Here is a 26,634-nt window from a genome sequence, read left to right as displayed (position 1 = left end):
GGATATGCGGACTTAAAGAACATGAGAAAGATTTAAGCCTGTTCGTTAAGTGAAGATTCCATCAAATCTGATGTAATCCGCAATAGACGGTGATTTTGGAGAGCATTTATTGTCGCGGCTTAAAATTCAACAGCTACAATGGATCGGCGCGGTAGCTGTTATCATGGTTTGCTTGATGATGGCCGGCTCGACGATTGCCTTCAGCCTGTCGGATTATCTCAACTACAAGCGCGGCGTAATCGAATTCGGCCGTTTTCATACGGCGCTGCATGCGGCCGCGACGATATCGAGAGAGCGCGGTCCTGCAAACAGTCTGATGGGCGCTTCGGAGCGTGAACAAGCGCAATTTGCCGCCGATCTGAAAGCAAGCCGCGAAGCAACCGACAGGGATATCGCCAAGCTTGAAGCGCTCTTTAAAACGGAAATAGACCAGTCCGCTGAAATGCGCAGCGCATTCATGGCGCTTAAGGCTCAGCTGGAGAGCGGCCGCCAGGCGGTCGATGCAGTGGCCGCCTTGCCACGCGGCGAGCGCAGCGGCGCAAAGATCGCAGACGCCATACAGGCGATGTTCCGTGCAGCGGATCGTGCCCAGGATTACCGGGATGTCGCCGGCCGATCGGTCATTGCACTGGCGCCCGAGACAGGCGCCGAAGTCATGCTGACCTCGATGGCCGGAACGCTTAGGGAGCGTGCCGGAAGGCTGGGCTCCTATGTCGTTATGATGCTAGCCTCACAGGGGCAGGCCCGTTCCCACTATAGAGCTGCGTTCGACAACGAATTGAACCGGCTTTTCGAAGTGAATGCGCTGCTGAAAACCTATGCGCCCGTTACATTGCAGTCCCAGGCTCTGGCAAGGCTGTTGGATCAGGTGACGGTCAGTTACTTTGCCGGAGCGCTGCCTTACGCTCAGCGCGTCGCTTTTGATCCGAATGCGAGCGATGCGCTCACACCCGGAGAGTTCACAGCGAAATACGTGCCTGGTATGAAATCGACCGAGAACCTGCGTGAACTCATCGAAACCGCGGCATTGAATTCTCTTGGAGAAGTACAGCAGAAATCCCTGAGAGCCATGCTGATCTCCGCGCTGCTTGCCGTCATGGCGGTATCGGTTGTGATTGGGTTGGCCTACGTGCTCAGGCGTTCGCTCTTTCGGCCGATGCTGGCTGTCATGCGACAGATCGACGAGATTGCCGTCGGCAACCTTACGACGCCACCACCGATACCTCACGCCGGACGTGAAATGCGGGAGCTGTTCCTGCGTCTTGACCTTTTGCGTGAGCAGCAACGCTTCAAGCGGCACCTGGAGATGGAGCGCAAATCGATGACGGAGGAGTTGAGGCGTCTCTCCCAGACGGATGCACTCACTGGCCTTCTCAATCGGCGCGCATTGGAGGATGCGGTGGAGGAATTGCTCGCGACCCCGACAGCGGGCTCCCGAGGCTTTGCAATCATCATGTTCGATATCGACCATTTCAAATCGATCAATGATCGGTACGGTCACGCCGTCGGCGACATGGTGCTGCAAAGGACGGCGCAGATTCTAGGCCCCTGCCTGCGCGCCGCCGATCTATTCGCCCGCTACGGCGGTGAGGAATTCATCGTCGTAATGGGTGACGTCACCGAGGCCTCGGCGCGTTCAACGGCCGAGCGATTGCGGGAAACATTAGCGCAAGCCGTCGTCAGCGATGAGCATGGCTTGAAGGTGACTGCGAGCTTCGGCGTCGATTGGCAGGCGCAATGCATGTTCGAAAATTGGGAAAAGCTGGTCGTCGTTGCGGACAACCGGCTCTATCAAGCCAAGCGCAACGGGCGCAATTTGGTCTGCTCATCCGAGAAGACGACTGGACAGACGGCAATCTCCGCCTCGAGACGCGGCCAGAGCGGCGCAAGCGCGGCCTGACACGCTTCGCTATGACCGAGATCATCCGAACCTGCTCGTTGGAAGCTCGTGGTCAGTAGGTAAGCGTCACCACGACCGTATCGGTGTAAGTGCCTGAGGATGGCGTGGTCTGCGGTGGCACTCGGCCGTAGACTGTCAACAGTTGAGCACTGCCGGTTCCCGTTCCGGCGACGGTGCTGCCCGGCGTATTGGCATCGCCCCAGGGCTGCGACCGGCTGGTATCCTTGTAGAGGCCGTAGGTCACCGTCTCCGAGCCTTTCGCCATTTTTCTCGCCGTCGGCGGAACATTCGCGTCGGCACCGCCCACGGAGATCGTATAGGTCGTGCCCAGCGTACAGGTTACGGTGACGGAACCCGTTTGACTTATACTCGCTGTCCGCGAATTCCGACCGACCATCGAGCCTGGGCCTAGTTTTTCATCACAGGTCTTCCGACAGTCTTATGAAGCGGAATGTTAGCCTGATCTCCAGCGTGTCGAAGAAATCATGCCGGCATTGATGCATACGAGCCGCAGCAAAAGTCACAGGATTTACGGCAGGCTGAATGGCGGCTCTTGAACGCAGCTCATCCATACCGCCCGGATAGGCAAAGTGCCTTCGTCAACATTTCTTTGCAAAAGGTCTGCAATTGGCCATGTTTCGGTAAAAGCCGCGCCACAGTTCGCATGAAAATGGCTATCTGGGATTTTGTCAAAAGGAGCGGTCGATGGATACGCAGCCTATGAGATGGTGGAATGGTCAAAGCGAGACGACCCGAAGGCTGGGTTCCGGGCTTGCTGTTTGTGGCACCGTTGTCGGTGCTCTTTATGTCATTGTTCAAACCGGCCCCGTCGACCGCACCATACAATTCATCGACGACAGCGGCCGCATCGTTATCAATCGCCCAGCACCCGCACCGCAGCTTGCCGTGAACCATTTACAGTTAGCGATTGATGCGAGCCCGGCAAAGCCGCAGATGGCAGTGCCAATTCCGCAACCTTCGCCGCTTGCTGCCATGACCAAGACCAATTTGCCGGTAAAGCGCATTGCGTCGCATTCCGATGCTGCAAAGACCAGGATCGCGTCATCCGGTGACGTGGAACATTTCGACCGCTGCCTGCCGCAATGCGAAACACAGGATCCGCTGATAATAAGTCACCCGGAATATGCTGAGGCAACTCCGCCGCTTGCAAACGACGATCCGCCTCCCGTGCTGGAGGAAAGGGTCGGATTTCATCCGCTTGCCGGCGCGCGCAACCTTTTGAACAGAGCGGTGGATGCCCCTGGCATGATGTTGCGCCGCAGCCGGCAGATGATCGACAATGTGGCCCGCGTAGACTGGTAATTGGGACGCATGTCCGTGCCCATTGCCGATATCGAGGCAACGGGCGCAGACTTTTATGCTCGAGCGAAGGGGTGTTGAGACACCCGACGAAAAGCCGCCTATAGGCCGCCGGCGCTCGCCGTACTGCGCAGCAGCCGGCAAAGGCTGACAAGACCAGCATCGAAATTGCCGGATGCCGTCACCTGACGACAGGCAATCAGCATACGTTTCTGCTCAGCGCTCGACATGGTACGGAAAGCGGCAAGCGTGCGCGTGCTCGATCCCCTGCCGGAATTGCCGGAGCCCAGCCCGAAGCCGCTCGTGCCGCCTGTGCCTCCGGTTGCCATACCCATTCCACTGGAGCCGGTACCCCCAGTCGAGCCAGTCCCGCTGCCGGTTCCACCGCCGCTGCCGCCTGAACCGCTCCCACCGATACCAACACCCACGCCGACGCCCACTCCGGATCCGCCGACGGAGACACCAGCGCCAGCATTGACACCACTCGAGCCTCCAACCGAAGCGCCGAGACCAGCGTTGACGCCATTGCTATTGGCCGATGCGCCCACGCCGGCATTCACTCCGTTGGAACCGCCAACGGACGCGCCGACGCCCGCGTTCACACCACTCGTTCCGGATACGGAAGCACCCGCACCGGCGTTGACGCCGTTCGTGCCGCCGACCGATGCACCGACGCCGGCATTAAGCCCATTGGAGCCAAGCCCTGCGCCCAAACCAGCGTTGATGCCGCCGACCGATACGCCAACACCCAATCCGCTGCTTCCGGATCGGCTGCCGCCGTGATCCGTCCCGCCGCCGGGCTCTGCATAACTTGTCGAGGTCAATAGAAGAAGAGCGGATGCAGCGATTGCCATCCGTGAAGATTGTATTCTCATGACTAAACCCCGTTTCAGTTTAGGCTTTTGTCAGCCTGTTTCTGATTGCCGGAGCGCGCGCACCGTAGAGTTGGAATGAAGGGGCCTGTCTATTCTCCTTTCCTCCCAAGACTACACTACAGAATAATCTAATTTAGTAATGCTTCAATATAAAAATTCACGGATGGCTTGCATAATGACAAGGAGATTGGTTCCGAACAGGCCAAAGTGACCTATTTCGCGACAGGGTTACTAGGCTTTTATAGGATGAACGAGGTTTTTTCTCGAAAGCTTTCAGGAGCGCTCCGCCCACACCTTGGCCAACTCTACAAGCGTCTTTACGGCTCTTTCCATATCCTGCCGGCTTACCCATTCCAGCGGCGAATGAAAGGCATGCCCGCCGGCAAAGATATTGGCGCAGGGCAGTCCCATGAAGGAAAGCCTGGAACCGTCCGTACCGCCGCGAATGCTGCCGCGCACTGGCGTCATACCGGCACGGCGGATGGCCTCGATAGCATTTTCGACGATTTCCGGATGGCGATCGAGAATCGTCTTCATGTTGCGATATTGATGCCGAACGGTGAAGGTGTGCGAGGAGCCGGGATAGGCTTTCATGACATCCTTGACGATCGCCTCCAGCATAGTCTCCTTGTCAACAAGGCCTTGCTCGTCGAAATCGCGGATGATGAAGCCGAGTGAAGCCTTCTCCATCGAGCCGCTGATGCCGGTAGGGTGGATGAAGCCGTCGCGACCGTCCGTCGTCTCTGGAGCTATGTTCTTCGGCAGCCTGTCGATGATCCCGCCGGCAATCCTGATGGCATTTTCCATTTTTCCTTTGGCGAAGCCTGGATGGATGGCGACGCCATGGATGATAACCTCGACACTGTCGGCCGAGAAAGTCTCGTCTTCTATATGCCCCGCCGTTTCACCATCAACCGTATAGGCGAATTGCGCTCCCAGCTTCTTCAAATCCACCTTGTCGACACCACGCCCGATCTCTTCGTCCGTCGTGAACAGAAGCTTGATGGTGCCGTGACGGATATCAGGATTCTCGACGAGATATTTGGCGGCTGCGACGATTTCGGCAAGACCGGCCTTGTCATCCGCGCCAAGCAGCGTCGTACCGTCCGAGGTGATGATGTCGTTGCCGATCTGATCGCGCAGGGCAGGGTGTTCTTCAAGGCGAATGACCTGCTGCGGGTCGCCCGTGAGGCGGATATCACCGCCGGAATAGTCGCGCACGATCTGCGGCTTGACATTCGTGCCGGTAAAATCCGGCGCTGTGTCCATGTGGGAACAAAAGCAGATGACGGGAACCGGCTTGTCGATATTCGATGGAATGGTGGCATAGACATAGCCGTGCTCGTCCAGATGTGCATCGGCAAGCCCGATCGCCAGCAATTCCTCTACCAGGATGCGCCCGAGATTCTTCTGCTTCGCAGTGGAAGGCTGCGTGACCGAAGACGGGTCCGATTGCGTGTCGACGACGACATAACGAAGAAAACGATCGGTGACGGTATCGGTCATGAATTTGGCTCCGAAGAATCTCTAGGGTTTACATAGCTATAGCGCCGCGAGGGTACATGGATAAACCGATTTTGCGCGCATGGCGTCAGTCTGCGAAGCCGGCTGTCGCCGCCCCGATAGAAAAGGCCGCTCCAGCGCCAGGCAGGAGCGGCCATATTCAATGGTCAAGACTTTAAGCAAAACACTCAATCGACCGACGTCAGCGTGACCGACGTACCGGTAGCCGCAACGTTCAAGCCGAGCTGACCCGTAACGCTCACGGTCTGAAGGTGGATGGAGCCGGCGGTGCCACCGACAAGGATATTCGTGCCCACGCCGGCGCCGACAGTGGCTTCAACGGTAGCGCCCTGGTAAAGGCCGCTCAGAGAACCACGATGGTAGCCGGCTGTCGGCGCGAAGACGAGCCAAACGAGCCGGCTGCGGGTCGTAAAGCCGAGATCGACGCCCATCTTCCGGATCGCGCCGGTATAGTGATCGACACGACGCGAATGCCCGACTGTCGAATGGAAGGTGCAATCCATTTCCTTGGCAGAGCCGAGGACGTAGCCGACACCGCCGCCGATATCGCATTCGAGATAGCCGATTTTCACGCCATTGCGGTCATCCGGCTCCTCGCTATAGGTCGCCGGCATGTCGGCTGCGCGCGCCGCAGCGGTGCCCGCAACGATCAACGACGCCGCTGAAAACGCCAGGGTCAGGATTTTTCTCATCTGTTTTCTCCTTGTCAGAGTATTATGGGTGGCAAACACCCTCGTGGTAGAGCCGATAGAATCAACCCTCATTTAACGTTCGTACGCGCAGAACGATCCCCAAATTAAGGCGGCTATCGTCATGATCCACTTCACAATATAGGGAAGTCCTTCCGCCACGGCACCCTTTGGCCATTTCACGTTTTGCAACCGACTGAATCGCGCCGTACAAAATCGAGGATTTGCAGGGCAAAGCTCGCCCTGCCTACCCGTCAACCATGTTGAAGCAAGACTTCCTTGGCGGCAAAGGCGAACACATCGACCGGTTCTCCAAGCCCCTTGAGAGGGAAGGAGCCGAGGCTTTCCATATCCCGCCTGCAGCCGGCCATGTCGACGAAGGCCTTGGACAGAAGTACCGGCCGCTTGACCTCCTTCGTCAAGGACTCCAACCGTGAAGCGATATTGACTGCCGGACCGATGACCGTGAAATCAAGGCGAGTGCGTGAGCCGATATTGCCATACATTACGTCACCGACATGCACGCCGACACCGTAGCGCAAAATTTCACGGCCATGCTTGCGGTTTTCCTCATTGAGTGCGGCAACGCTTGCCTGTGCCTCGCTGATGGCAAGAAGCAGATTGTGACAGGCATTCGGATCGCTCAACGGGAAAATGGCCAACAGGCCGTCGCCCATGAATTTGAGGATCTCGCCGCCATGCTTTTCGATCGGGTCGACCATCGCGTCGAAATAACCATTCAGCAATTCGATGACATCGTCACGCGGCCACATGTCAGAGATGGTGGTGAAGTCGCGCAGATCGCAGATGAGGATCGCGGCTCCGACCGTGGTGCCGCTGCCGCGCGTCGTGGCGCCAGCCAGGATCTTCTCGCTGGCATGCGGTCCGACATAGGTCCGCAGCAGCGTGCGGGCCATGATGTTCTTCAACCGGATCTCGGTCACCATTGTCAGGGCCGGCAACAGGTCCTTCAAGAAAGTGATGTGCTGTTCGGCAAAGCCGCCCGGAGCATCCGAGGCAAAGGTCACGATATGGCGCTTGCCGAGCGTGTGGTAGATCGGCCAGGCGATATAGTCGGTCAGTCCTTCCGCCTGCATTTCTTTATATAGTGGATATTTCAGCTCCGACTTTTCACAGACCTCGAGATTTTTCCGGACTTCCGTCGCGCCATTGAAAATCTCATTGATAGGGCTTGCCAGAAATTGCGGCGTGTTCTCGACCCCATAGCTGAAGGTCGCGATATCGGCCTCCTTCATGCCGGTGCGCCAAAGAATTCTCGCCCCCAGCCATTGCGGATGCAGCGTTCGGAAGTGCATCGTCGCTCTCGCGACCGGAACTCCGATTGCCCGCATTTTCTCGCAGAGTTCCACGAGGATATTGTCGATGAATCGCTGGTCGCGGACATCGTTCATAAGCCAATCGAGGATCTTGCTTTGTTTCGTCGGCCAATTGCCCTGGTCGTCCTGTGTCGAGGCGGCAACGGCCTCAAGAGAAGATTGCATTTTCTATACCCCACAAATTCCGTCACCTGTCCTGGACAGAGAGCGCCATTCGGTCCGAAGGGAACTATACGCGCCTCGTCGTTGACCGGGAACGGCAATCGCCGTTATTTCGCGATTTCGTAAATTATGCGCCCAGCTATGGCGGTTGCGCCTTGAATCAGCCATAGGCTTCATATGGTTCCGCAACTGCTGCGGTGCAAGATTTCATTAAAGAGGTGAGGCATTGAGAGCATATCTGGCAGGCCCGGAAGTCTTCCTCCCGAACGCTAGGGAAATCCTCGATCGCAAGATCGCGCTAGCGCGCAGCTATGGTTTTACGCCGGTTTCTCCCGGTGACCTTGCCGTGCCTGAAACGGAGACGCGTCGGCAGCGCGGCCTTGCCATCAGTTCCATCAACGAGAAACTGATGATGAGCGCCGATCTCATCATCGCCAACCTGACGCCGTTTCGTGGTGTCGCCGCCGATATCGGCACGGCCTTCGAACTCGGCTTCATGTGCGCCCGCGGCTGCCCGGCATTTGCCTTTTCCAACTGCCTCGATAACCACTTCGAGCGTGTGAGCAGGCTTTATGGCGGCGAAGTGCAGCTCGGTGAGGACGGACGTCACCGTGGTCCCGACGGCATGGCGCTGGAAAATTTCGACATGACCGACAATCTGATGCTCGATGGCGGCATAGCGACACGTGACGGCGTCATCGTCACGCGTCAGGTCGCGGCTGACCAGCTCTTTCTGGATCTGACGGCCTTCGAGGAATGTCTGGGTCTCGCAGCAAAGAAATTATTGATACACGTCGCCAGCGCATAATGTGCCGGCTATTGATTGGCGCATCCGAACTTCACCATGTTCCGAGAGCAGAATCGATGGCGCGCGCTCTTGCGGGAAGCTGGTCATAAGCGGCAACATCCGGCTCGGCAAAGGCCAGCAGTCCGAGCGATGCGAGAATATCGCTCCCTTGCCGATCTTGGTGGGCATTGAGAAGAACGGCGCGTAGCGCGTCGACGATATCTGGCGATTGCTGCCTTGCGCCCACCAGCAAAGGGAAGGGAGCCGGCTTCGTGGTAGCGACGATGCGCAACGGCACAATCATGTCCGGCTCGTGCATTGCCATCAGCTGAAAGGCATAGGCGTCGATGGCGCCGACATCTATGGTATCTAAACGAATGGCGTCGACTACGCCGCGTGGATTGAGAAGTGGGCCGACGATCTGCGCCGCTGCGGGTCTATTCGCAAGCATGGAAAAGAATTCCCTCGGCGCATTATAGCCGGACTGAGAGTCCCGCACGGTCCAGCCCCACCGTGCAGTTGCGAGATCGGCTTCAGTCAGCGCTCTTTCACGAGCGGCGACGATATGGCTCGCATAGACAGGCTGCCCGTTTGCCCAGTCCGCCAGGGAAACCGGCGCGGCCAATGGCTGCGGACGCTCCGCCGGCGATAGCCGGGAGAACGGAAAGCCGCACATGAAAACGGCACCCATGTCCGGACGTCTCCATAGGTCGGACAGAGGTGCCGGAGCCGCATGCGCAATGATTTCGAGCTCGACGCCTGACCGGTCGGCAAGCCAATGAAAGAGCTCATCCCAGAGACCGGATATTTTCGGGCTCAGATTGTACATTCGTGAGCAGGCAATGGCCGCGGCAGAGGATATCGTCATGACGCGTCACGCAAACCGAAGGCGCTGGCCGATATTCATGCGCTTTGCCTTTTCAACCATGGCTGCGCCAAGCGCGACGTCGGTGGTGCTCAGGCCCCGATGCCAGAAGAGGATGGTCTCGTCATCGCTTTCGCGGCCCGGCTTCGTGCCGCAAACGATCTGGCCGATTTCGGCATGCAGCGTCTCCGCCGTCACCTTACCTTCATCGACATGGCGGCGAAGGGCACCGAAGGGACGCCCGGGTCCGCATTGTCCCCAGTCATCCACGACGACCTTGTCCATGATGTCGGTCAGGTCGAATTCGAGTGCACTCATCGTGCCATAAGGTACGACGAAAGCGCCTTTCTTGACCCAGGCGGTCTTGAAAAGCGGCGTCGGCTCTGGCAGCCGGCTCGCCTCGATCATGATATCGGCGCCTTTCAGGCAATCCTCCCAATTGTCCGTCACGATGATCTTCTTGCCGAGATCCTTTTCCAGCCGCGCCGCAAAGGCGTCGCGACTTTCCGGACGGCGCGAATGCACGCGGATCTCATCAAAGTCGAAGAGGTGATCGAGCAGCCGCACGTTCCAGTAGGAAGTGCCGCGTGCGCCGATATGGCCGAGGATCCTGCTGTTCTTGCGGGCGAGATGGCGCGCGCCGATAGCCGTGACCGCGCCGGTGCGCATATCGGTGATGGCAGTCGCATCGATGATCGCCTTCGGTACGCCGGTGCGCGGATCGAAGAGATTGAGAACCGCCAGCTCCGAGGGCAGGCCCTGCTTGTAGTTGTCGACGAAATCGCCGACGACCTTGACGCCGGCATAATCGAGCGGCTTCACATAGCCGCGCAGCACATTGAAATGACCCTTGTCGGAACTCTCGGGCACGAGATGAACGCGAGGCTCGATGACCGTCTCGCCGCGTCCCTGCGCATCGAGCGCCTTGGTCACGGCGTCGAGTATTTCGTCGTTGGAAAGGGCCAGCGCCTTGGCGTCGATCGCGTTGAGATAGTCGATCCAGATTTCCTGCATTACCGTTCTCCAGCATGTCACCGGCCGTGCCGGTTTATCGGATGATGCAGGCCGCCAGACGGCCTGCGAGAAAGCGAGGCGGCGGGCGTGGACCGCCTTGCCGCCATATCGATCAGGAAGCCATCTCCATCATGTCGGCATTCTCAATGAACTCCGACAGCCTCTGAAAATCTGGTCCTTGCGCACGATCTTCCTCCAGCGGCGGGACAATTTTGCGCACCTTGCGATAGGCGCGCTGCGTTCCGCCGCCGAGCTCGCCCGCCACACCGCGCAGATCAACGGCCTGGGCGGACGCGACAAGCTCGATCGCAACCAGATAACGCATCCGCTCGATCATCGCCTCGATCTTCGTCAGGACACTCGGCGCCATCGACGCCTGATCCTCGACGCCGTCCGCGACCGGGATCGGCGTGAGCGAAACCGGATTGGCCAGATGGCGTATCTCGGCTTCAAGCGCCGAGACCGTTTTCTGCACGGTGGCAAATCCTGTCCTGCTCTGTCCGAGCGGGGTCAGGAAGCGCGGCAGCTCCGACATGCCCGGAGACATGATTTTCATCGTTCTATAGGCGGTCGCCGCCGCACAATGTGCGATTGCCTGGCCAAGCCGTTCCCATGCGAGAACGAAGGCCGTCATGTCGAAATTGCCGTGAGACAAGATAAGTCCCTCGTCGGCGAGCACGACGGGATTGTCCCCGGAGCTGGCAAGCTCGATCTCGGTGGCAACGCGCGCTTCGCCGATCGCGTGGAGCAGGGCACCCCAGACCTGCGGGGCACAGCGATAGCTCAAAGGATCCTGCAAGCGCCGTGCCGCACCGTCGACAAAAAGAGAGCTCCCGGAAAGCACCTCGCGAAGTCTCGCCGCGGTTTCGCGTTGGCCGAAGGCTGGTCTTGCCGCCAGCGCGCGGTCATCGAAAGCAGAGACATTGGCGCGGAATGCCTCGAAATTCAGTGCGACGGCTGCAAGCGACCAATCGAACAGGCGCACGATATTCTCGATGCAGAGGCAGGCCTTGCCAACCGACAGGCTGTTGGCGACCGCGAGGACGTGGCCATCCTTCGGCGCGATCGGCAAAGGTTTCAGACCGAGTTTCGAGAGGGCATCCCGCGCCGGCATGATCGCGCCATCAAGCTCCGCCTCGCCGTCGCCCAACAAGGCCCGTGCCATATGCGCCAGAGGCGCAAGATCGGCTGCGCCGATCGAGCCAAGCGAGGGAACCACCGGATGAAAGCCTGCATTCAGCGCGGCGACGAGACCGGCGAAAACCGGGAGCGATACGCCCGAGCCGCCAGCCGCCATGCCAGCAATACGAGCGGCCATCATCGCCCTGACGATTTCGCATGACAGCGCCGGCCCAACCCCGACTGCGCGGGCTTGCGGTACACGTAACTGAAATGCGATCAGGTCCTCCGTGGCGAGCCGTGTGTCGACACCTGCGCCCAATGCCGTCGTCAAACCATAGACTGGCTGGTCGGCAGCCAAATAGCGCTCCACGACTGCGCGCGCAGCGATGATTTTGTTTTCGACGTCAGTCGAAACCTCGATGCATGCGCCACGGCGCGCTATCGAAGCAATGTCGCTTATCTTCGGTGCGGTACCGGTGAAACGCACGATGGGTACGGCTTCGGTCATGCCTGCTTGCCTCCAGGAAAAGCATTTATAGCCCGGTGGCTCTTTCTCGATCCAGCCTCCAGATTGCATTTGTTGCCGGGATGGCTGAGGAGTCGCACATCCCGTTTGAAGATTACGAATATTTCCTGATTAGCTCCCCGATTAAGGATCGAATGCATTCGGTACCGCGAGAGTAGGAAGATCAGCGGGTGCGGTCACGCGGATCGTCGGGCGATGCTCAGCGTGAACAAGCTGTTGCCATTTGAATATTCGGATTGTTCGGCAGACTTATCACGCGACTGCCTTAACCGCCTTCATTTCATGTTCCAAGGGTTGATGACGCTTAAACCGCCAGCCTCAAAAGGGCTAGTATCGCGCGTCGCTACCATAAAGCCATGTGAGGCAGCCGTGGCGGCAATATAGCCGTCTGCCGTGCCAATGGACTTGCCTGCCCTCCTCGCTAACGCCATCAAATCGGCATAGGCTTGCGAGGCATCCAGGTCAAAAGGCAGAACCCGGTTGGCAAAAGCCGGTAAAACCTCCCTTTCCAATCGGTCTTGATAGATCGTACGCCGCTTGCCCTCAGGCATCGCAGCCAAGCCGAAGCGCAGTTCGGCAACGGTGATGATCGAGAGGTAGAGTGTTTCGATCATCTGCGCATCGATCCACGACAACACATTCGGATCGGGCGTGATCTTCCACAGCTCGGAAATGACGTTGGTGTCGAGAACAATCATTCGAAGCTAATCGGCCCGACCGGGGTCTTATCGCGAAGCTGGTTGAAACCCTCAGCTTCGGCTTCGGTTAGCCCTCCCGCTTCACGAGCAATGGATGTCAACAGCGAACCCAGCTTCAGGCGGCCTTCTGGTTTTGCTGCCTTTTCCAGAATATCGCGGATCTCGGCTTCAGTGCTGCGACCGTGCATAGCAGCTCGCACTCGGATCGCACGATGCACCTCGTCCGGCACATTGCGAATGGTGATCGATGCCATTGCTTCACGCTCCCATATTTGATTGCATTGATAGCAATATATGAGAACGCAATCAAAGCAAAGCAAGCGGAAACGCGCTTGCCGGCTTTCTACGCGCTCCAGCATTAACTGCCGGCCTCTTGGTTCTGCTACTGCTCTGGTGAATCCAAAATGAGCGCCTTTGATTGCTGACAACGAAACGGCAATGGCGACAAAACACCGTTGCCGCTCTCGGCTCAAATCATGTGCCGGCGATCCTGCTAACCGCCGACCATGAGCCGCACGACTTCCTCATGATTGGTGTCGGCGATGTTGCGTTCACCGGCAACGATCCCGCGGCGCAGGACGACGATGCGGTCGGAGACCGCGAAAATATCCTGCAGATTGTGCGATATGAAGATGACGCCGCGCCCCTGCGCCTTCAGCGACTTGATGAGAGCCACGACCTTGCGCTGTTCCGGCACGCCGAGTGCTGCGGTCGGCTCGTCCATAACGAGGATGCGGGCATTCCAATAGACGGCACGCCCAATCGCGACGGCCTGCCGCTGACCGCCGGAAAAGTTGCTGACGGGCGCATCGAGCCTCTTCACGTGGAAATCCAGCTCCGCCATCGTCTTGCGCGCCGCTTCGGCCATGGCTTTCCGATCGAGCACCGGCAGGAAGCCGAAGAGCTTCTTCATCGGCTCACGGCCGAGGAAAATATTGGCGCCGATCGGCAGATTATCGGCAAGCGCCAGATCCTGATAGATCGTCTCGATGCCTTTCTCGCGCGCATCCTGCGGCGATGAGAAGGTGACAGGCTTGCCTTCGATCAGGATTTCGCCGGCGGTCGGCGGATAGACGCCGGAAATCGCCTTGATCATCGTCGTCTTGCCGGCGCCGTTATCGCCCGCAAGTGCTACGACTTCACCAGGCCGCACGACCATGGAGCAATTGTCGAGGGCACGTACCGCACCGAAATAACGCGAGAGATTGCGGACCTCGAGGAGGGGAGTTGCACTATTCATCCTGTTTTGCTCCGCTGAACCGACGCTGCGCCTGGTCGATGAGCACCGAAATGATGATGACGACGCCGACGGCGATGAACTGCCAGAACGGCTCCACATTCATGAAGACGAGACCATACTGGATGACGGCGATGACGAGAGCGCCGGCAATGGTGCCGATGATCGTGCCGGAACCGCCGAAGAGGCTGGCGCCGCCGATAACGACGGCGGCCACGCTATCGAGCAGCAGGGGCTCGCCCGCCTGGGCGGCGCCTGCAGTGAAACGGGCCGCATAGAGCGCTCCGCCCAGGCCCGCACAGACGGCCGAGAGAATATAGAGCCGCAGCAGATGGGACTTGATGTCGATGCCGGCGCGCCGCGCCGCCTGGGCATTGGCGCCGATGGCATAATTATGCTGGCCGAAGCGGGTCTGGCTCAGCAAATAATGCATGATCACCACGAAGACGAGCGTGACGATGACGAGATAGGGTACGCCATAGAATCGTCCGTTGCCAAGCTCGGCGAAATAGGAGTTCTTGACCGGCACCGTCGTACCGCCGGCGAGCAGGAAGGCCGTACCACGCGCCACGCCGAACATGCCGAGTGTACCAATGAACGGCGGAACCTTGAGACGGGAGATCAGGAGACCATTGATGAGGCCGGGGACTGCGGCTGCCAGCATGGCGACGAGGATGCCGAAGACCATTGCGAGGGGCAGAGGCATGTAAAGACCGGCGATATTGGCAATATGCGCGGCGACGACGGCCGCAAGGCCCATGATGAAGCCGGTCGACAGATCGATACCGCCTGAGATGATGACGAAAGTCTGCCCGATTGCCAGCAGCAACGGTGCTACCGCGAAGATCGCAACGGACTGCCAGTTGAAGCTCGAGCCGATGAACGTGCCACCGAAGTCGATCCGCGCCCAGATCTCGAAAGTCACGATAAGCGCAGCAAGAAAGAGCCACGCACGCAATTGCGCGATGCGATTAAGAAGTGTTTTTGCCTGGTCGCCGTGGTCTGCCTGTGGCGCCACGTGCTGATCCGCCTTGCGGACCTCTGCATTGTCGATTGTCATGGATCGGTCCAAACTGGAGCGTTGGAAGCGCGAAGATTAGGGCGCCGTCGCTCTATCATCGTTGGATAATGTGCCTCGCCGATGGGCGAGGCACAGACTATCCCCGCATCAATCGGAGTAGATGAACTTCGCGATCTTCTTGTCGGCTACGTTCGACTTGTCGATGACCGTGAAGCCGGTCCCGATCGCTGTCGGAATCGAATTGCCGGTGAGATGCGCATAAGCGGCCATCACTCCGAAATAGCCGATCTCGGCCGGATGCTGCGCAATCGCCAGATCGACGAGACCGGAGTTGATGTTATCAACGATAGACGTCGGCGCATCGAAGGCCACCACGCGGATCTTACCCGTCTGGCCGGCCTGCTGCACGCCGTTGGCAGCACCGAGAGCGGAGAACAGATTGGCCCCGAAAACGCCATCGAGATCGGAGTTGCGTGCGAAGACGGCCTGCAGCTGCGATGCTGCCTTGTTGGCGTCGTCATCATTATATTGCGTCTCCAGAACGGTGATGTTCGGATACTTCTTCATCTCCTCCTTGAAACCCTGCTCACGCTGGTCGGTGGTCGAGACGCCGGGCTTGACGTTGGAAACATAGACCTTGCCCTTTTCGCCAACGGCCTTTGCCAGTGCGCGGGCGGCAATCGCCCCGCCGAGCAGGTTGTCGGAAGCGATATAGGCCAGCGGGAAATCGGCATCACCGCTGCCGGTCTGGTAGACGCCGTTACCGATGAAGGTATCGACGGTGATGATCGGAATGCCGGCATCAGCAGCCTTCTTCAGAGGCTGGATGAGCTGATCCTTGTCGGTCGGCGCAATCAGAATGAAATCGGGCTTCTTGGCGATCACTGCGTCAAGAACCGGAACCTGGGTCACCGGGTTGAAATCGGGGCCGCCCTGAAAAACGAGCTCGGCACCGACAGCCTTGGCTGCCGCTTCGGCACCCTTGCGCATGGTAATATAGAAGGCGTCGGTCGTCAGACCCGGAATGAGGGCAATCGTAAACTTCTTGTCTGCGGCTTTGGTGCTGCCGGCAACTGCCGCAACACCGGTAGCGAGCGATGCCACGGCCGTAGCCTTGAGAAATGAGCGGCGCTCCATAATTTTCCTCCTCTTGAAGCCGAACCTCCCCTGTCCGGCAAAGCGATAATCAGTGGGTTACTGCGGCACGTCAAGCAATTTTTTTCTGCAAAGAATTTCCATCATCTTATTGATATAGCTACATAATTCTGCCATGCACACGATGCCCGGCATCTGCCGGGGACATAGCGTCGCACGACAGTTCAGGATTATTTCGCATTTATGCCGTCTGCCCGGACGGCGGCGCTTATCATTCGCCCTCGAAGACCTTTGAAAGCCAGGCCATAATAGCCGCCATATCCGGTTCCTCCGTCTGGTCGACCGTCATTACGGCACCACATCCCATAGGCTCGGCCCGATCGGCAAGCGCTACCAATTCCGGCACATATTCGGCACCTGGATGTCCAGGTAATCGGTCCTTCAACCGACTGGCGTAACGCTCGCCCGCAACCGATCCAGGCACCTTGCACCAGAGTTCGGCGACATGGCCTATCTGCGCAGCATTGAGATAACTCTCTAGCTGAGCCTTCGGCTGAAAGCCGAACCATGCATCGACAATGAAGGTCGAGCCCGTCGGCGCCTCCGCGATAAAGGACCAGATCGCCTGGTAGCTTGCCTTTCCCAGCGTCCGATTGAAGTCGCGGTCGACGGAACCGATATGCTGCAGGAACGGGTTCTTGATGCCGTCGAGAGACAGGATCGGCCAGCCGGTCCGCAGCGACAAAGCTTTAGCCAGGCGGCTTTTGCCGGAAGCCGGCACGCCGTTGACCATGACAACCCGCTTTCCTTGCGGCGCGGCATCAGCGCCAAAAATCGAAAGTCCGGCGCCGATCACGCCGGCATCGTCTGAAAGCTTCGCTGGCAATATGGCGGGGCAGAACCAGGGAGCGCTTGCTGGCAAATCGGCAAGAGCCCGTGCGGCATCACAGCCAAGCCCGCCGCCGAGCAGGATAATCTCCGGATCCATGGTCGCTGCGATATTGTCGAGTGCGGCACGCAAGGGTGTTGCCCATTGGCGCAGCACACGGACTGCCGTGTCGTTTCCTTCCGCCGCCATCTCGAAGATTTCACGAATTGTCGTGACGGATAATCCGGATTCGGCGATATGCCGGCGCAAAGCGGTTCCGGAACTGAAGGTCTCGACGCAGCCGCGTCTGCCGCAAGGGCAGGGCGGGCCATCCTGCGATACACAAATATGGCCGAGCTGTCCGGCCGCCTTGTGCCCGTGGTAGATGCGCCCGGCATGGGCGACAGCACCCCCAATGCCCGTCCCGATCGTCAGCATCGCGACGTTTTGATAGCCCTTGGCGCCGCCGATCCGCATTTCGGCGATCAACGCCATGCTGCAATCATTCTCTATGACAACAGGTTTTTGCAGCGCTGTCTCGAGTTGTTTTACGAAATCGAGGCCGGAAAGGTTGAGGATGCCGCCAGACAGAATCTCGCGTCTGTCGACGTCTACCCGCCCTGGTATGCCGATACCGATCCCCAAAACTTCAGGAGTGTCGAGCGAGCGCGCCATCGCAATGACGCGCTCCAATGCCAACAGCGGATCGGTCGGGGTTCTTTCCGACAGCTTGGCAAGAATCTCGCCTTGAACGGAGACGAGGGCGGCACGAATATTCGTGCCGCCAATATCGACGCCGATGGCGATGTCAGCCATGGGCGCGCTGCCTTTGATCAGCGCCGTTAGAGCCTGCGCCCTTGAAGTGCGTCGCAATGACGGCCTGAATTTCGCGAAGCCTCGGCACCGCGACCGTCTCCAGACGATCCTTCGTTACCGAACGATCGAGCGAGATGCAGTCTTTCCACAGCGAGCGACCGGCGATGACGCCCGAAGCGCCGTTGCGCATGGCATCCTCGACCTGGCTGAGGAAGGTGGCGTGGTCGACACCGGCCGACAGCACCGCCCACGGCACATCGCCGGAAAGGCGCGTGACTTCGGCGCAGGCTTCCGGCGAGCCCGGATAAGGGATTTTCAAGACTTTCGCACCGAGATCGAGGCAGATCTTGCTGCCGCCGACGATCAGAGAGGGCAGCTTCGCCTTGTAGTCTGTCTCATCCTCGTCTTCGAACTTGTAGGTCAGGAATTCAACGACCAGCAGAAGATCCTCATGCGCGAAATCTTCAATGCACTGCTTCAGGATCTGAATGTTGTGGGCGTTCGCCACATCCCGATCCGAGCGCAGATAGACCATGATCTTGCCACCCGTTGCCCCCAGCTGGCGCACGCGGCGTGCGGAGATGCCGGCAACCAGCTTCGACAGACGATAGCCGTCCGCCGATGTATCCCAGCCGGAAGCATCGAGGCCGATCAGCAGTGCGGTATCGCGCTGAAGGATACGATCATCGACCAGCGCCGGCACGGCGCAGATGGGATCGACGAGAACACAGGACGCCTTGCTCGCGAGGAAGCGGGCGATATCGGCCTTCGTGTCCCCCAGCACCTTATCGGAGATCGCCGCCTGTTCGGCCGGGTCCTTGGCTAGAAGGCTGCGCATGCCGCCGCGCTGATCGCAGGCAATCACCATCATGGCACCGTCGCTGCCGCAAATCTGCTGGTAGCCGCGCATCTCCGCTGTCGTCAATTTCGTCATGTGATCCTTCCTCCAGCCGTTGCGAAACGGCACCCATACGAGCAAGCCTTCCCCACTCCTCGAAGAGGGCAATACTCTTGAAATTGAGGACTCTCATGCGCGGCATAAACGTTGCGAAACCGGGCTTTTTAAGCGATAACTCCTCAAGTGCCGTATGTGTAACACATTGCAGAAAGGAATTTCAATCTGAATTCATCTCAATCGCAGGAGGCTGCGGCAAATCGCGCGTTGCTGCACACGGTCGCCAAACTGCACTACCAATCCGATATGGCGCAGGTGGATATTGCCAGGAAGCTTGGTCTGTCGACGGCGACGGTTTCGCGGTTGCTGCAGCGAGCGCGGGCAGTCGGGATCGTCCGGATCGAAGTAATAGATCTCTCACCTGCTGAAGACCTGAGTGCGGCACTGATCGACGGCCTGAAGCTGCGCACCGCTGCCGTAATCGATACGCCGTCATCAAACGTGCTGAGCGCGCTTGCAGCGCCTGTCGGCTCGCTTCTGCAGCAGGCGGGCCTGCGTTCAGGTTCGACGCTCGGCATCGGCTGGGGACGGGCGGTGCGCGAGGTGACATTGGCTGGTCTGCCGCAATTGCCTGGTATCCTCACGGTTGCGCTGAACGGCGGCATGCAGCACGCAGCGCCTCACTTCCAGATCAACGAATTCGTGCGCCAGGCGGCGGTCCAGATGGGTGGCGTGCCGCATTTTCTGCATGCGCCCTATATCTCTTCGACAGAACTCCGGGATGCGTTTCTCGGAGATCCTACAGTCCAGCAGGTGACGTCTCTCTGGGACAGGCTGGACGCAGCAATCGTCGGTGTCGGGCTGACACATGCGGCCAACCCTTCGGAAACAGCGTTGCCGGGCGAAAAGGCGCTGAGCCATGCAGCCGGCGATGTGCTGCGCCACTACGTCACCGAGGAGGGCGAGATCCTGCACTGGGATGGAGAGGAGGGCATGATTGCAGCCTCTCCCGCACAATTGCGGAAGGTGCCGCTCTGCATCGCCGTTGCTGCTACTCCCGGCAAAGCAAGCGGCATTATCGGCGCGGCACGATCGGGAATGATCAATGCTTTGGTCACCGATGCCAATACCGCGCAGGCTATCCTCGATCGTCTGTCATCCAACCCAAAAGTCGAGGATCGACCCTGATGCCCTTTGACGACCGCTCCTTCGGCGCCTTCCTGTTCGATATGGATGGAACCGTCCTGAATTCGATAGCGGTCGCCGAACGGGTCTGGACCTCGTGGGCGGAAAAACGCGGTGTCGATGCCATCGCCTTGCTGGCGACCATTCATGGTCGCAAGGCGATCGAGACGATCACCCGCCTCGGCCTTTCGGGGATCGATCCTGCCGAAGAGGTCAGGATACTCACACAGGCCGAAATCGATGATGTTGCCGGCGTTGAACCGATCACGGGCGCTATCGGCTTTCTGAAAAGCCTGCCGTTGGATCGCTGGGCGATCGTCACCTCCGCTCCCCGTGAACTCGCCAAAGTCCGCATTGCGGCAGCCGGTATTCCCTGGCCCGAAATTCTGATTGCCGGCGAGGATGTGCAGCACGGCAAGCCGGCGCCGGATTGCTTCATGTTGGCGGCAAGGATGTTGGCGCAACCTATTGAAGAATGTCTCATTTTTGAGGATGCGCCAGCGGGAATAGAGGCGGCGGAGGCCTCAGGTGCTTCCGTGCTTGTGATCAGCGCGACCCATCGGACGCCGTTATTCACACGGCATCCGACTATTGAGGACTATGATCGCGTGAGTGCGGGCATCGATGCAAATGGCAATCTGCGTCTCTCTGCCAGACCCGATTGACTAGCCCTCACCGAAACGGATCGTAGCCCGGCTTTTTATAGATCGTGTCTGACTTGCCCTGGATATCGGGGACATAGACCTTCCCAGTCCAATCGGACATCGCGACATCCTCGATCGCGACCGATACCGAACTCTCATCAACGCCGAGTGTTTCGATGACCGCCTTGGTCAGATTTTCAGCCACGGCATGTTTCATTGCTTCGGTTCTTCCTGCTGCCATTTTCAAAATTATATGGGGCATCGGGTCATTCCTGTGCTCGTCGGAGATTGTCAGGCCGGTAAAAGTCTCCGTCGGGGCTTTGCCACCGTGCGGCTGCCCGCCGGACCAAGCTTCAAGCTCTTTGCTTGTCTGCATAGGAAAAAGCACTGCGAGGATGAAGCTTGCTGCGGAAGGGTGCGTTCCATGGCTATCCTTCATTGGGCCTGGCGTTGCCTGCGGACGTCGCTCATGGGGCTTTCGGCTCCGGCCCGACGTCTTTGCGGAGCAAGGCAGATATCCACATCGGATCTCGTAGCGATACGAACGAATTACCGCCGCTGCTAAGTCCTAGGGAACTGCAGAAAGAATGTAGGACGATCCGGATGCCGGATTAGCACCTGAATGCTGCAAACACTTATGGCATCTGCTCATGAATGCATTGCTGCAGCCTGCCGATGATACCGGCAGGCTGTCGCGATCGAAGAGGCAAAGCCAACGTATCTTGATAGCCTGTCAGGCCGCTCGAGGCAGCATGGATTTCAGGTTCGCGTTGCCAGCCAGCGCTTCGGTCGATGGTGTGACGCGTCCGGCAATCAGCATCTCGCTGAGTTTGATATCCTTGGCGACCCTGTTGCCGGGGCCGACGCCGCTTGCGGCCACTAGCCGCTGCTGGTCGTCGAGATGAAACAGGATGAAGGCACCGTCCCCGAGCTCTCTGCGAACGACCGTGCGACCCTCATCGACAAGGCCGGCGATCTGCAGCGTATGATCGAACTGGTCGGACCAGAAATAGGGAACGGCCTGATAATTGCGCGCCGCGCCTGTTAAATTGGCGGCCGCTAATATGCCCTGATCCTGCGCGTTGCGCCAGGCTTCGAGACGCAGACGGCGACCGTCATAAAGGAGATGCGGAAACGAGCAGCAGTCTCCGGCGGCATAAATATCGCGCTCCGATGTTTCCAGGCGCTCATTGACCGCAATGCCGTTGTCGATTGCGATACCGGCGCGTGCAGCAAGCTCGGTGCGCGGCAGCGCGCCGATCCCGACGACAAGCACATCGGCCGAAATCGCATCGCCATCGGAAAGAGAAATATCGACACGCTGCTCATCCGCTTCGAGCCCGAGAACCGCTACACCGCATTTCACGACGACGCCATTGCCTTGGTGCAGGGCAGTAATCGTTTCGGCGATCGGTTCGGGGACACCGCGCTTGAGGATACGCTCCTGGGACTCAATGACCGTAACCCTCGCTCCGCGGCCGCGTGCCGAAGCGGCGACCTCCAGGCCGATGAAACCGCCCCCAAGCACTGCCACATGCATATCGGCTCGGACGAAGGAACGGAGTGCAAGCGCATCATCGATCGTCCGCAGATAGACTATGCGGCTGCTGACGGGCGCGTTCGGCAATCGCCTTGGTGCCGCGCCGGTCGCCAGTAGCAGTTTGTCATAGGGCAGCGCCCGGCCATCGGAGAGGAGCAATTGCTTTCCGGACGTGTCGATGGTATCGCCCGAAGTGCTGCCGATATGACGGATTGCCTGCTCCGCCAGCACGAAATCATTGAGAACGGTTGGCATCCGAGGCTCCATCTCGCCAAGCAGAACCTGTTTGGAAAGAGGCGGCCGCTCGTAAGGAAGGTGAACCTCATCGCCGATGAGGGTGATCGCCTGCCGGTAACCGCTCTCTCTCAGGCTCAAAGCGGCGCGCGCGCCGCATTCACCGGCGCCAACGATGATGATGCCCGCATCGCTGCTCATGCGCCGATTCCGATCAGGATGCGATCGCCTTCCACTCTGACCGGATAGGTTTTCAGATTGATGCAGACCGGAGCGCCTCGCGCTTCACCCGTCTTATAGCTGAAGCGGCCATTGTGCTTCGGACACTCGATGGTGTCATCCATTACGAGCCCATCGGCCAAATGGATTTTCTCATGAGTGCAAAGCCCATCCGTAGCGAAATATTCGTTATCGGGACTACGATAGATCGCAAAGGTTCGCCCGGCGTGATCGAAGCGGACAACATCCTCCTGATCGATTTCATCGGCAGCGCAGGCATCAACCCAGTTCATCATTTCTTCCTCCTCATTGCAGTCACCGCAAGGCGCGAAACGCATCATCCAATCTTGGGAGCAGGTCGACGTTGCGCTTTGATCGCGCATCGCTTTTTCCTCCCGGCTGGTTCCAAGCATGCGCGAAATGACCCTTCACATTCCATGCCGATTATGATCATTTTTCATCAGGGAGGAGCGGCATGAAGAAAGCACGTCTCGTGGACATCGCCGCCGAGGCAGGAGTTGGTCTTGCGACTGTGGAGCGCGTTCTCAACGAACGCGGCAGCGTCAGCCCGCAAACGGCGGAGAAGGTGGTGCTGGCCGCAAAGCGGCTGGGCTACAAAGGAATCATCCCAAGTCTTTATCGCGGCACGATCCGCATCGAAGTCATCCTGGTCAGGCCGGAGTCGCCGTTCTTCAGCCGGCTCAACCGTGCCTTCGAGCGAATCGCTGCTTCGCTGGACAGCTCGATCACGGTCCACCGGACCTTTGTCGAAGAGAGTGAGCCGGAGAAGTTCGCTGCGCATGTGGCCGATCGCAGCATTCGCCGGCATGGCCTGATTGTTGCCGCAATCGATCATCCGGCAATCCGGGAGAGTTTGCGGAAGGCGCGTGCCGCCGGCATCGAAGTCGTCCAGATCGTTTCGTATCTCACGGGAAGGGACGACGTGTTCGTAGGGATCGACAACTATGCCGCCGGACGAACCGCCGGCTTCTACATGTCGCATATGCTCCGCCACGCGGCGGGAAGCATCGTCGCCATCTGTCATAGCTGGGCCTATCAGATTCACCGAGAGCGCATTCGCGGCTTCTCCGATTATCTCGGTTCTCAGCGTGGTTCGGCACTGCAGCTTTCGGAAGTTGTATTCAGCTGGGATGACGACCTGAAATCCGCGGAAGTGATGACGCAGGTGCTGCGTCGCTGTTCGGATATTATCGGTATCTACAACGCCGGCGGTGCCAATCTCGGCGTCAGCTCGGTGCTTCAGCGCTTTCAGGAACGACAGGGAAGGGATTGCGTCTGGATCGGGCACGAACTCAACGACGAAACGCGCCGCTTCATCGCCTCGGGGCTGATGACGCTCGTTCTCGATCAGGCACCCGAAACCCAGGCGAGGCGCGCACTGGATACGATATTATCGCGTATGGGGATTATTGATGTGCCCGTTAGCCAAGAGCCAGTTCCGTTCCTGACCTATACGACGGAGAATATTGGCCCGGCGCCAGTCATCACCAGTAGGTGACAAGGCCGGAGCCTGCGGAAGGAGGGCCACAGGCTCCGGCATTTCCCGCCATCAACGGCCGATTGAACCGGTGGCGGGGGGAGAGCTCAATACGCGCATATGGAGCACATAGCGCCTTTGGCAAGTCCTTGAGATCATTGTCCTGGCTGGAAGAACCCAGCCAGGCACGGCTCTTTGCTAGCTTGGCGTGCCGGAGCGGCGGGCCTGCTTTTCTGCATATTTCTTGGCGCGCTCCATGAAGCGCTTATTCATGCGGTCCTCGGCCTCTTTCGAGCCGTCGTGAAAGGTGCCGAACCACTGGTCGAGCGGGATGACGCCATCGGCATAATTGCACTCGAAGAATTTGTGATGGAGATAGTGGTCGTAGGCATGGGTATCGATCCCGGCTTCCTCGCCGATCACGATCTTGTCGAAACCGGCATGGCCTGGCGCCGGTGCGAGAGCGGCATGTGTCAGATGGAACAGCGCATGGACCGGGTTGGACGGTACAATCCAATGAATGAGGACACCCGAAAAATACAGCAGATGTTCGACCGGATGCATGGCGAGGCCGGACCAGGGACCGGGATTGACGTTGTTATGATGCAGCTTGTGAACCGCATGATAGAGCGGCGGCCAGTGGATCAGGCGGTGCACCAGATAGAAATGCAGATCGCGAAACGCCGGGATCAGCAGCATGATGATGGCGCAATAGATCGGATGTTTGGCGAAGTCGACATAGGGAATGAGGCCGTTCGCAAAGGCCCATAGCGTCAGCACTTCGAAGGCCGTCCAGAGGGGTACGGCGCTCGCAAAAGTCCAGATCACATTGTCGATGGTTTGATTGCTGAAGAGGAAGGCGGAATTATCCTTCGATGGCCACTTGCTGTTGTATTTGAAGCTCGTGCCCTGCTTCTTCTGCATGTAGAGGCGCAGGTGAAAGGCGCCGAAGAACAGGAAGACTAACACGGCATTGCGCAGGAGAAGATAGGCGATCCAGCCCGGCGCCAGTGTCTTCATCGTTTCCATGGAAGGTGTCGTATAAAGCCATAGCAGTGTCGCGACGACGGCATAGACGACGTTCCAGGGCATCAGATAGCCGGGATAGCCGAAGAACCATTTCAGGAACGCCAGCGGTTTCGCCGGCCAGATGAAAACGGGCGGATATTGCAAGAGCTTGTTGGGTTTCCAGTCCCCGCGCTTGTCTCGCGTGCCATACAGCGTGTCGTCCATGAAGTGCCTCCCATTGAACGGAACCATGCAGTCAGTGTCAGCGGTGTCGGTCAGAAACGACAGCATTGATTTGATGAAATTTGCTCACGGCGACGGGAACTCTGCTGAGCCGCGATCGGGGGAGGAGAAGGTGGCGATTACCTTCTTCCAGGCGTCGCACAGAAACACCTGCCACATGACTATTTGGAAAGAGTTACGGGTGGACCCGGTTGGCGCATTCAGAGCATCTTGATGAAAACCCCTCACGCGACCAGCGCTCGACGAGCGAATACATCCGCTTTGCAATGAAACGCGCCGATGATCAAAAGCCATCATCGCGCCGGCTGGCGGAGATCTCGGATTCATGATCTGAGCAGCGCACTGGTAGGGGAGAAACCATGCAGAACTTGCTCATATTCCAGTCACTCTGGTCCATGGAGCGACGCAGCGCGCGATATCCGGAGCTTTCTCTGGAAGAAAACATCGAAAAGATCGCGTCTGCGGGCTTTGATGGCATCAGTACTCATTGGTACGACCGCAAGGTCGTTTCTCGCGTCGCGGGCTTGCTCAAACAGCATGGGCTGCAGGCGGAGGGCCAATGTTTCCCCAAGACTGTCGACGATCTAAAGCCGGTGCTGGAGATCGCGGCCGAATACAACGTTCATCATATCTGTCTGCAGCCGGACGTGCGCCTGCGACGGCTTGAGGATTGCATTCCGTTGCTGGAAGGCTGGCAACGTCTGGCGGAAGAGGCCCGCATCGATGTCTGGGTCGAGACGCATCGCGACCGCATGACGACGGATCTCTTTTTCACGCTCGACCTGCTCGATCGCCTGCCGGACCTGCGGCTGCTCGGCGATATCTCCCATTTCCTTGTCGGGCGGGAGTTCGCCTGGCCGGTATCCGACGAAAATCATGCCCTTATTCATCGGATATTGGACAGTTCCTGGGCCTTCCATGGCCGCGTTGCCTCCCGCGAACAGGTTCAGATCGAAATTTCCTTCCCACATCACAGACCCTGGGTCGATCTTTTCCTCGGCTGGTGGGAGTATGGCTTCAAAAGCTGGCGGAAGCGCGCCGACAAAGACGCCACACTTGCCTTCACCTGCGAACTGGGGCCGAAGCCCTATGCAATCACCGGCAGGGACGGTGAAGACACCACCGACCGCTGGGAAGAATCTCTGCTTATGAAGCAGGAAATACGTGATTTGTGGGCAAGAATCATCGGCTAATAAGTTAAGAAAAGTATCAGCAATAGACTATTGATTTTGGAGGATTTTCCATGGACGTAAGAGCAGCAGTCGCGGTTGCGGCTGGCAAGCCGCTTGAGGTGATGACGGTTCAGCTGGAG

General features: G+C 58.6%; 26 protein-coding genes. 7 read left to right on the top strand and 19 right to left on the bottom strand.

Annotated elements, in window-relative coordinates; genetic code table 11:
* The first annotated feature begins 109 nt into the window (after positions 1–109).
* Positions 110–1,900 (top strand): GGDEF domain-containing protein, encoded by a 1,791-nt coding sequence (locus AC13RC_RS14755; protein ID WP_488557578.1) that lies wholly within the window; start codon positions 110–112, stop codon positions 1,898–1,900.
* Between the two features lie 52 nt (positions 1,901–1,952).
* Here the strand turns inward: AC13RC_RS14755 and AC13RC_RS14750 are convergent, their stop codons facing one another.
* A complete protein-coding gene (locus AC13RC_RS14750; protein WP_488557577.1) occupies positions 1,953–2,297 on the bottom strand; it encodes a Csu type fimbrial protein in 345 nt (114 codons plus the stop codon).
* 308 nt (positions 2,298–2,605) lie between these two features.
* Between AC13RC_RS14750 and AC13RC_RS14745 the strand changes: the two genes are divergently transcribed.
* Positions 2,606–3,223 (top strand): hypothetical protein, encoded by a 618-nt coding sequence (locus AC13RC_RS14745; RefSeq protein WP_488557576.1) that lies wholly within the window; start codon positions 2,606–2,608, stop codon positions 3,221–3,223.
* Between the two features lie 98 nt (positions 3,224–3,321).
* Here the strand turns inward: AC13RC_RS14745 and AC13RC_RS14740 are convergent, their stop codons facing one another.
* From AC13RC_RS14740 to AC13RC_RS14725, 4 genes are all read right to left on the bottom strand, one after another.
* Positions 3,322–3,972, bottom strand: a complete 651-nt coding sequence (locus AC13RC_RS14740; RefSeq protein WP_488557575.1) for a hypothetical protein — start codon at positions 3,970–3,972, stop codon at positions 3,322–3,324.
* Between the two features lie 396 nt (positions 3,973–4,368).
* Positions 4,369–5,601 (bottom strand): peptidase T, encoded by a 1,233-nt coding sequence (gene pepT, locus AC13RC_RS14735; protein WP_488557574.1) that lies wholly within the window; start codon positions 5,599–5,601, stop codon positions 4,369–4,371.
* A gap of 185 nt (positions 5,602–5,786) precedes the next feature.
* On the bottom strand, positions 5,787–6,311 hold the full coding sequence (locus AC13RC_RS14730) for a DUF992 domain-containing protein (protein ID WP_095436469.1): 525 nt from the start codon (positions 6,309–6,311) through the stop codon (positions 5,787–5,789).
* Positions 6,312–6,562: 251 nt separating this feature from the next.
* Complete coding sequence (locus tag AC13RC_RS14725; protein WP_488557573.1) at positions 6,563–7,810, bottom strand: adenylate/guanylate cyclase domain-containing protein; 1,248 nt, start codon at positions 7,808–7,810, stop codon at positions 6,563–6,565.
* Between the two features lie 223 nt (positions 7,811–8,033).
* Here AC13RC_RS14725 and AC13RC_RS14720 point away from each other — a divergent pair, with 223 nt between their 5' ends.
* Complete coding sequence (locus AC13RC_RS14720; protein WP_152094854.1) at positions 8,034–8,615, top strand: nucleoside 2-deoxyribosyltransferase; 582 nt, start codon at positions 8,034–8,036, stop codon at positions 8,613–8,615.
* A gap of 31 nt (positions 8,616–8,646) precedes the next feature.
* On the opposite strand, the gene AC13RC_RS14715 is transcribed toward AC13RC_RS14720, so the two are convergent.
* The 10 genes from AC13RC_RS14715 to AC13RC_RS14670 form a co-directional block, all read right to left on the bottom strand.
* On the bottom strand, positions 8,647–9,423 hold the full coding sequence (locus tag AC13RC_RS14715) for a phosphate/phosphite/phosphonate ABC transporter substrate-binding protein (RefSeq protein ID WP_488557771.1): 777 nt from the start codon (positions 9,421–9,423) through the stop codon (positions 8,647–8,649).
* 45 nt (positions 9,424–9,468) lie between these two features.
* Positions 9,469–10,473 (bottom strand): ornithine cyclodeaminase family protein, encoded by a 1,005-nt coding sequence (locus tag AC13RC_RS14710; protein WP_113351183.1) that lies wholly within the window; start codon positions 10,471–10,473, stop codon positions 9,469–9,471.
* A gap of 112 nt (positions 10,474–10,585) precedes the next feature.
* Positions 10,586–12,103, bottom strand: a complete 1,518-nt coding sequence (locus AC13RC_RS14705) for an HAL/PAL/TAL family ammonia-lyase (RefSeq protein ID WP_488557572.1) — start codon at positions 12,101–12,103, stop codon at positions 10,586–10,588.
* Between the two features lie 293 nt (positions 12,104–12,396).
* On the bottom strand, positions 12,397–12,819 hold the full coding sequence (locus AC13RC_RS14700; RefSeq protein ID WP_113332632.1) for a type II toxin-antitoxin system VapC family toxin: 423 nt from the start codon (positions 12,817–12,819) through the stop codon (positions 12,397–12,399).
* Positions 12,816–13,073: a FitA-like ribbon-helix-helix domain-containing protein gene (locus tag AC13RC_RS14695; protein ID WP_113332631.1), complete on the bottom strand. Its 258-nt coding sequence runs from the start codon at positions 13,071–13,073 to the stop codon at positions 12,816–12,818. The genes AC13RC_RS14700 and AC13RC_RS14695 overlap by 4 nt, the downstream gene beginning before the upstream one ends.
* Positions 13,074–13,312: 239 nt before the next feature.
* A complete protein-coding gene (locus AC13RC_RS14690; protein ID WP_069615566.1) occupies positions 13,313–14,059 on the bottom strand; it encodes an ATP-binding cassette domain-containing protein in 747 nt (248 codons plus the stop codon).
* Entirely contained in the window at positions 14,052–15,116 is a 1,065-nt protein-coding gene (locus AC13RC_RS14685) for an ABC transporter permease subunit (protein ID WP_488557571.1), read from the bottom strand. Before AC13RC_RS14685 ends, AC13RC_RS14690 begins: the two co-directional genes overlap by 8 nt.
* A 108-nt stretch (positions 15,117–15,224) precedes the next feature.
* The gene (locus tag AC13RC_RS14680) at positions 15,225–16,214 is read right to left on the bottom strand and encodes a substrate-binding domain-containing protein (protein WP_113332629.1); all 990 of its coding nucleotides are present in this window, start codon (positions 16,212–16,214) and stop codon (positions 15,225–15,227) included.
* A 229-nt stretch (positions 16,215–16,443) separates the two neighbouring features.
* Positions 16,444–17,856, bottom strand: coding sequence for an ROK family protein (locus AC13RC_RS14675; RefSeq protein ID WP_488557570.1), 1,413 nt, complete (start codon positions 17,854–17,856; stop codon positions 16,444–16,446).
* A complete protein-coding gene (locus tag AC13RC_RS14670) occupies positions 17,849–18,790 on the bottom strand; it encodes a tagatose-bisphosphate aldolase (protein WP_488557569.1) in 942 nt (313 codons plus the stop codon). Before AC13RC_RS14670 ends, AC13RC_RS14675 begins: the two co-directional genes overlap by 8 nt.
* Positions 18,791–19,018: 228 nt before the next feature.
* On the opposite strand from AC13RC_RS14670, the gene AC13RC_RS14665 reads away from it, so the two are divergent.
* Together AC13RC_RS14665 and AC13RC_RS14660 are read left to right on the top strand one after the other, a co-directional pair.
* On the top strand, positions 19,019–19,939 hold the full coding sequence (locus AC13RC_RS14665) for a sugar-binding transcriptional regulator (protein ID WP_488557568.1): 921 nt from the start codon (positions 19,019–19,021) through the stop codon (positions 19,937–19,939).
* Complete coding sequence (locus AC13RC_RS14660) at positions 19,939–20,601, top strand: HAD-IA family hydrolase (protein WP_113332626.1); 663 nt, start codon at positions 19,939–19,941, stop codon at positions 20,599–20,601. The genes AC13RC_RS14665 and AC13RC_RS14660 overlap by 1 nt, the downstream gene beginning before the upstream one ends.
* 7 nt (positions 20,602–20,608) lie before the next feature.
* Here AC13RC_RS14660 and AC13RC_RS14655 read toward each other — a convergent pair whose 3' ends face one another.
* From AC13RC_RS14655 to AC13RC_RS14645, 3 genes are all read right to left on the bottom strand, one after another.
* On the bottom strand, positions 20,609–21,019 hold the full coding sequence (locus AC13RC_RS14655) for a tautomerase family protein (protein WP_488557567.1): 411 nt from the start codon (positions 21,017–21,019) through the stop codon (positions 20,609–20,611).
* A gap of 294 nt (positions 21,020–21,313) precedes the next feature.
* Complete coding sequence (locus AC13RC_RS14650; RefSeq protein ID WP_488557566.1) at positions 21,314–22,555, bottom strand: NAD(P)/FAD-dependent oxidoreductase; 1,242 nt, start codon at positions 22,553–22,555, stop codon at positions 21,314–21,316.
* On the bottom strand, positions 22,552–22,869 hold the full coding sequence (locus tag AC13RC_RS14645; protein WP_488557565.1) for a MocE family 2Fe-2S type ferredoxin: 318 nt from the start codon (positions 22,867–22,869) through the stop codon (positions 22,552–22,554). The genes AC13RC_RS14650 and AC13RC_RS14645 overlap by 4 nt, the downstream gene beginning before the upstream one ends.
* A gap of 179 nt (positions 22,870–23,048) precedes the next feature.
* Between AC13RC_RS14645 and AC13RC_RS14640 the strand changes: the two genes are divergently transcribed.
* The gene (locus AC13RC_RS14640; protein ID WP_488557564.1) at positions 23,049–24,092 is read left to right on the top strand and encodes a LacI family DNA-binding transcriptional regulator; all 1,044 of its coding nucleotides are present in this window, start codon (positions 23,049–23,051) and stop codon (positions 24,090–24,092) included.
* A 177-nt stretch (positions 24,093–24,269) separates the two neighbouring features.
* Here the strand turns inward: AC13RC_RS14640 and AC13RC_RS14635 are convergent, their stop codons facing one another.
* Positions 24,270–25,304 carry a sterol desaturase family protein gene (locus AC13RC_RS14635; protein ID WP_488557563.1) on the bottom strand — a complete coding sequence of 345 codons (1,035 nt, stop codon included), beginning with the start codon at positions 25,302–25,304 and terminating at the stop codon, positions 24,270–24,272.
* 377 nt (positions 25,305–25,681) lie between these two features.
* On the opposite strand from AC13RC_RS14635, the gene AC13RC_RS14630 reads away from it, so the two are divergent.
* The gene (locus tag AC13RC_RS14630; protein ID WP_113390134.1) at positions 25,682–26,515 is read left to right on the top strand and encodes an apurinic/apyrimidinic endonuclease family protein; all 834 of its coding nucleotides are present in this window, start codon (positions 25,682–25,684) and stop codon (positions 26,513–26,515) included.
* The last annotated feature ends 119 nt before the right edge of the window (positions 26,516–26,634 follow it).

This window comes from Martinezella sp. CNPSo 3890, assembly GCF_057784455.1.
This window is presented reverse-complemented; position numbering and strand designations above follow the sequence as displayed.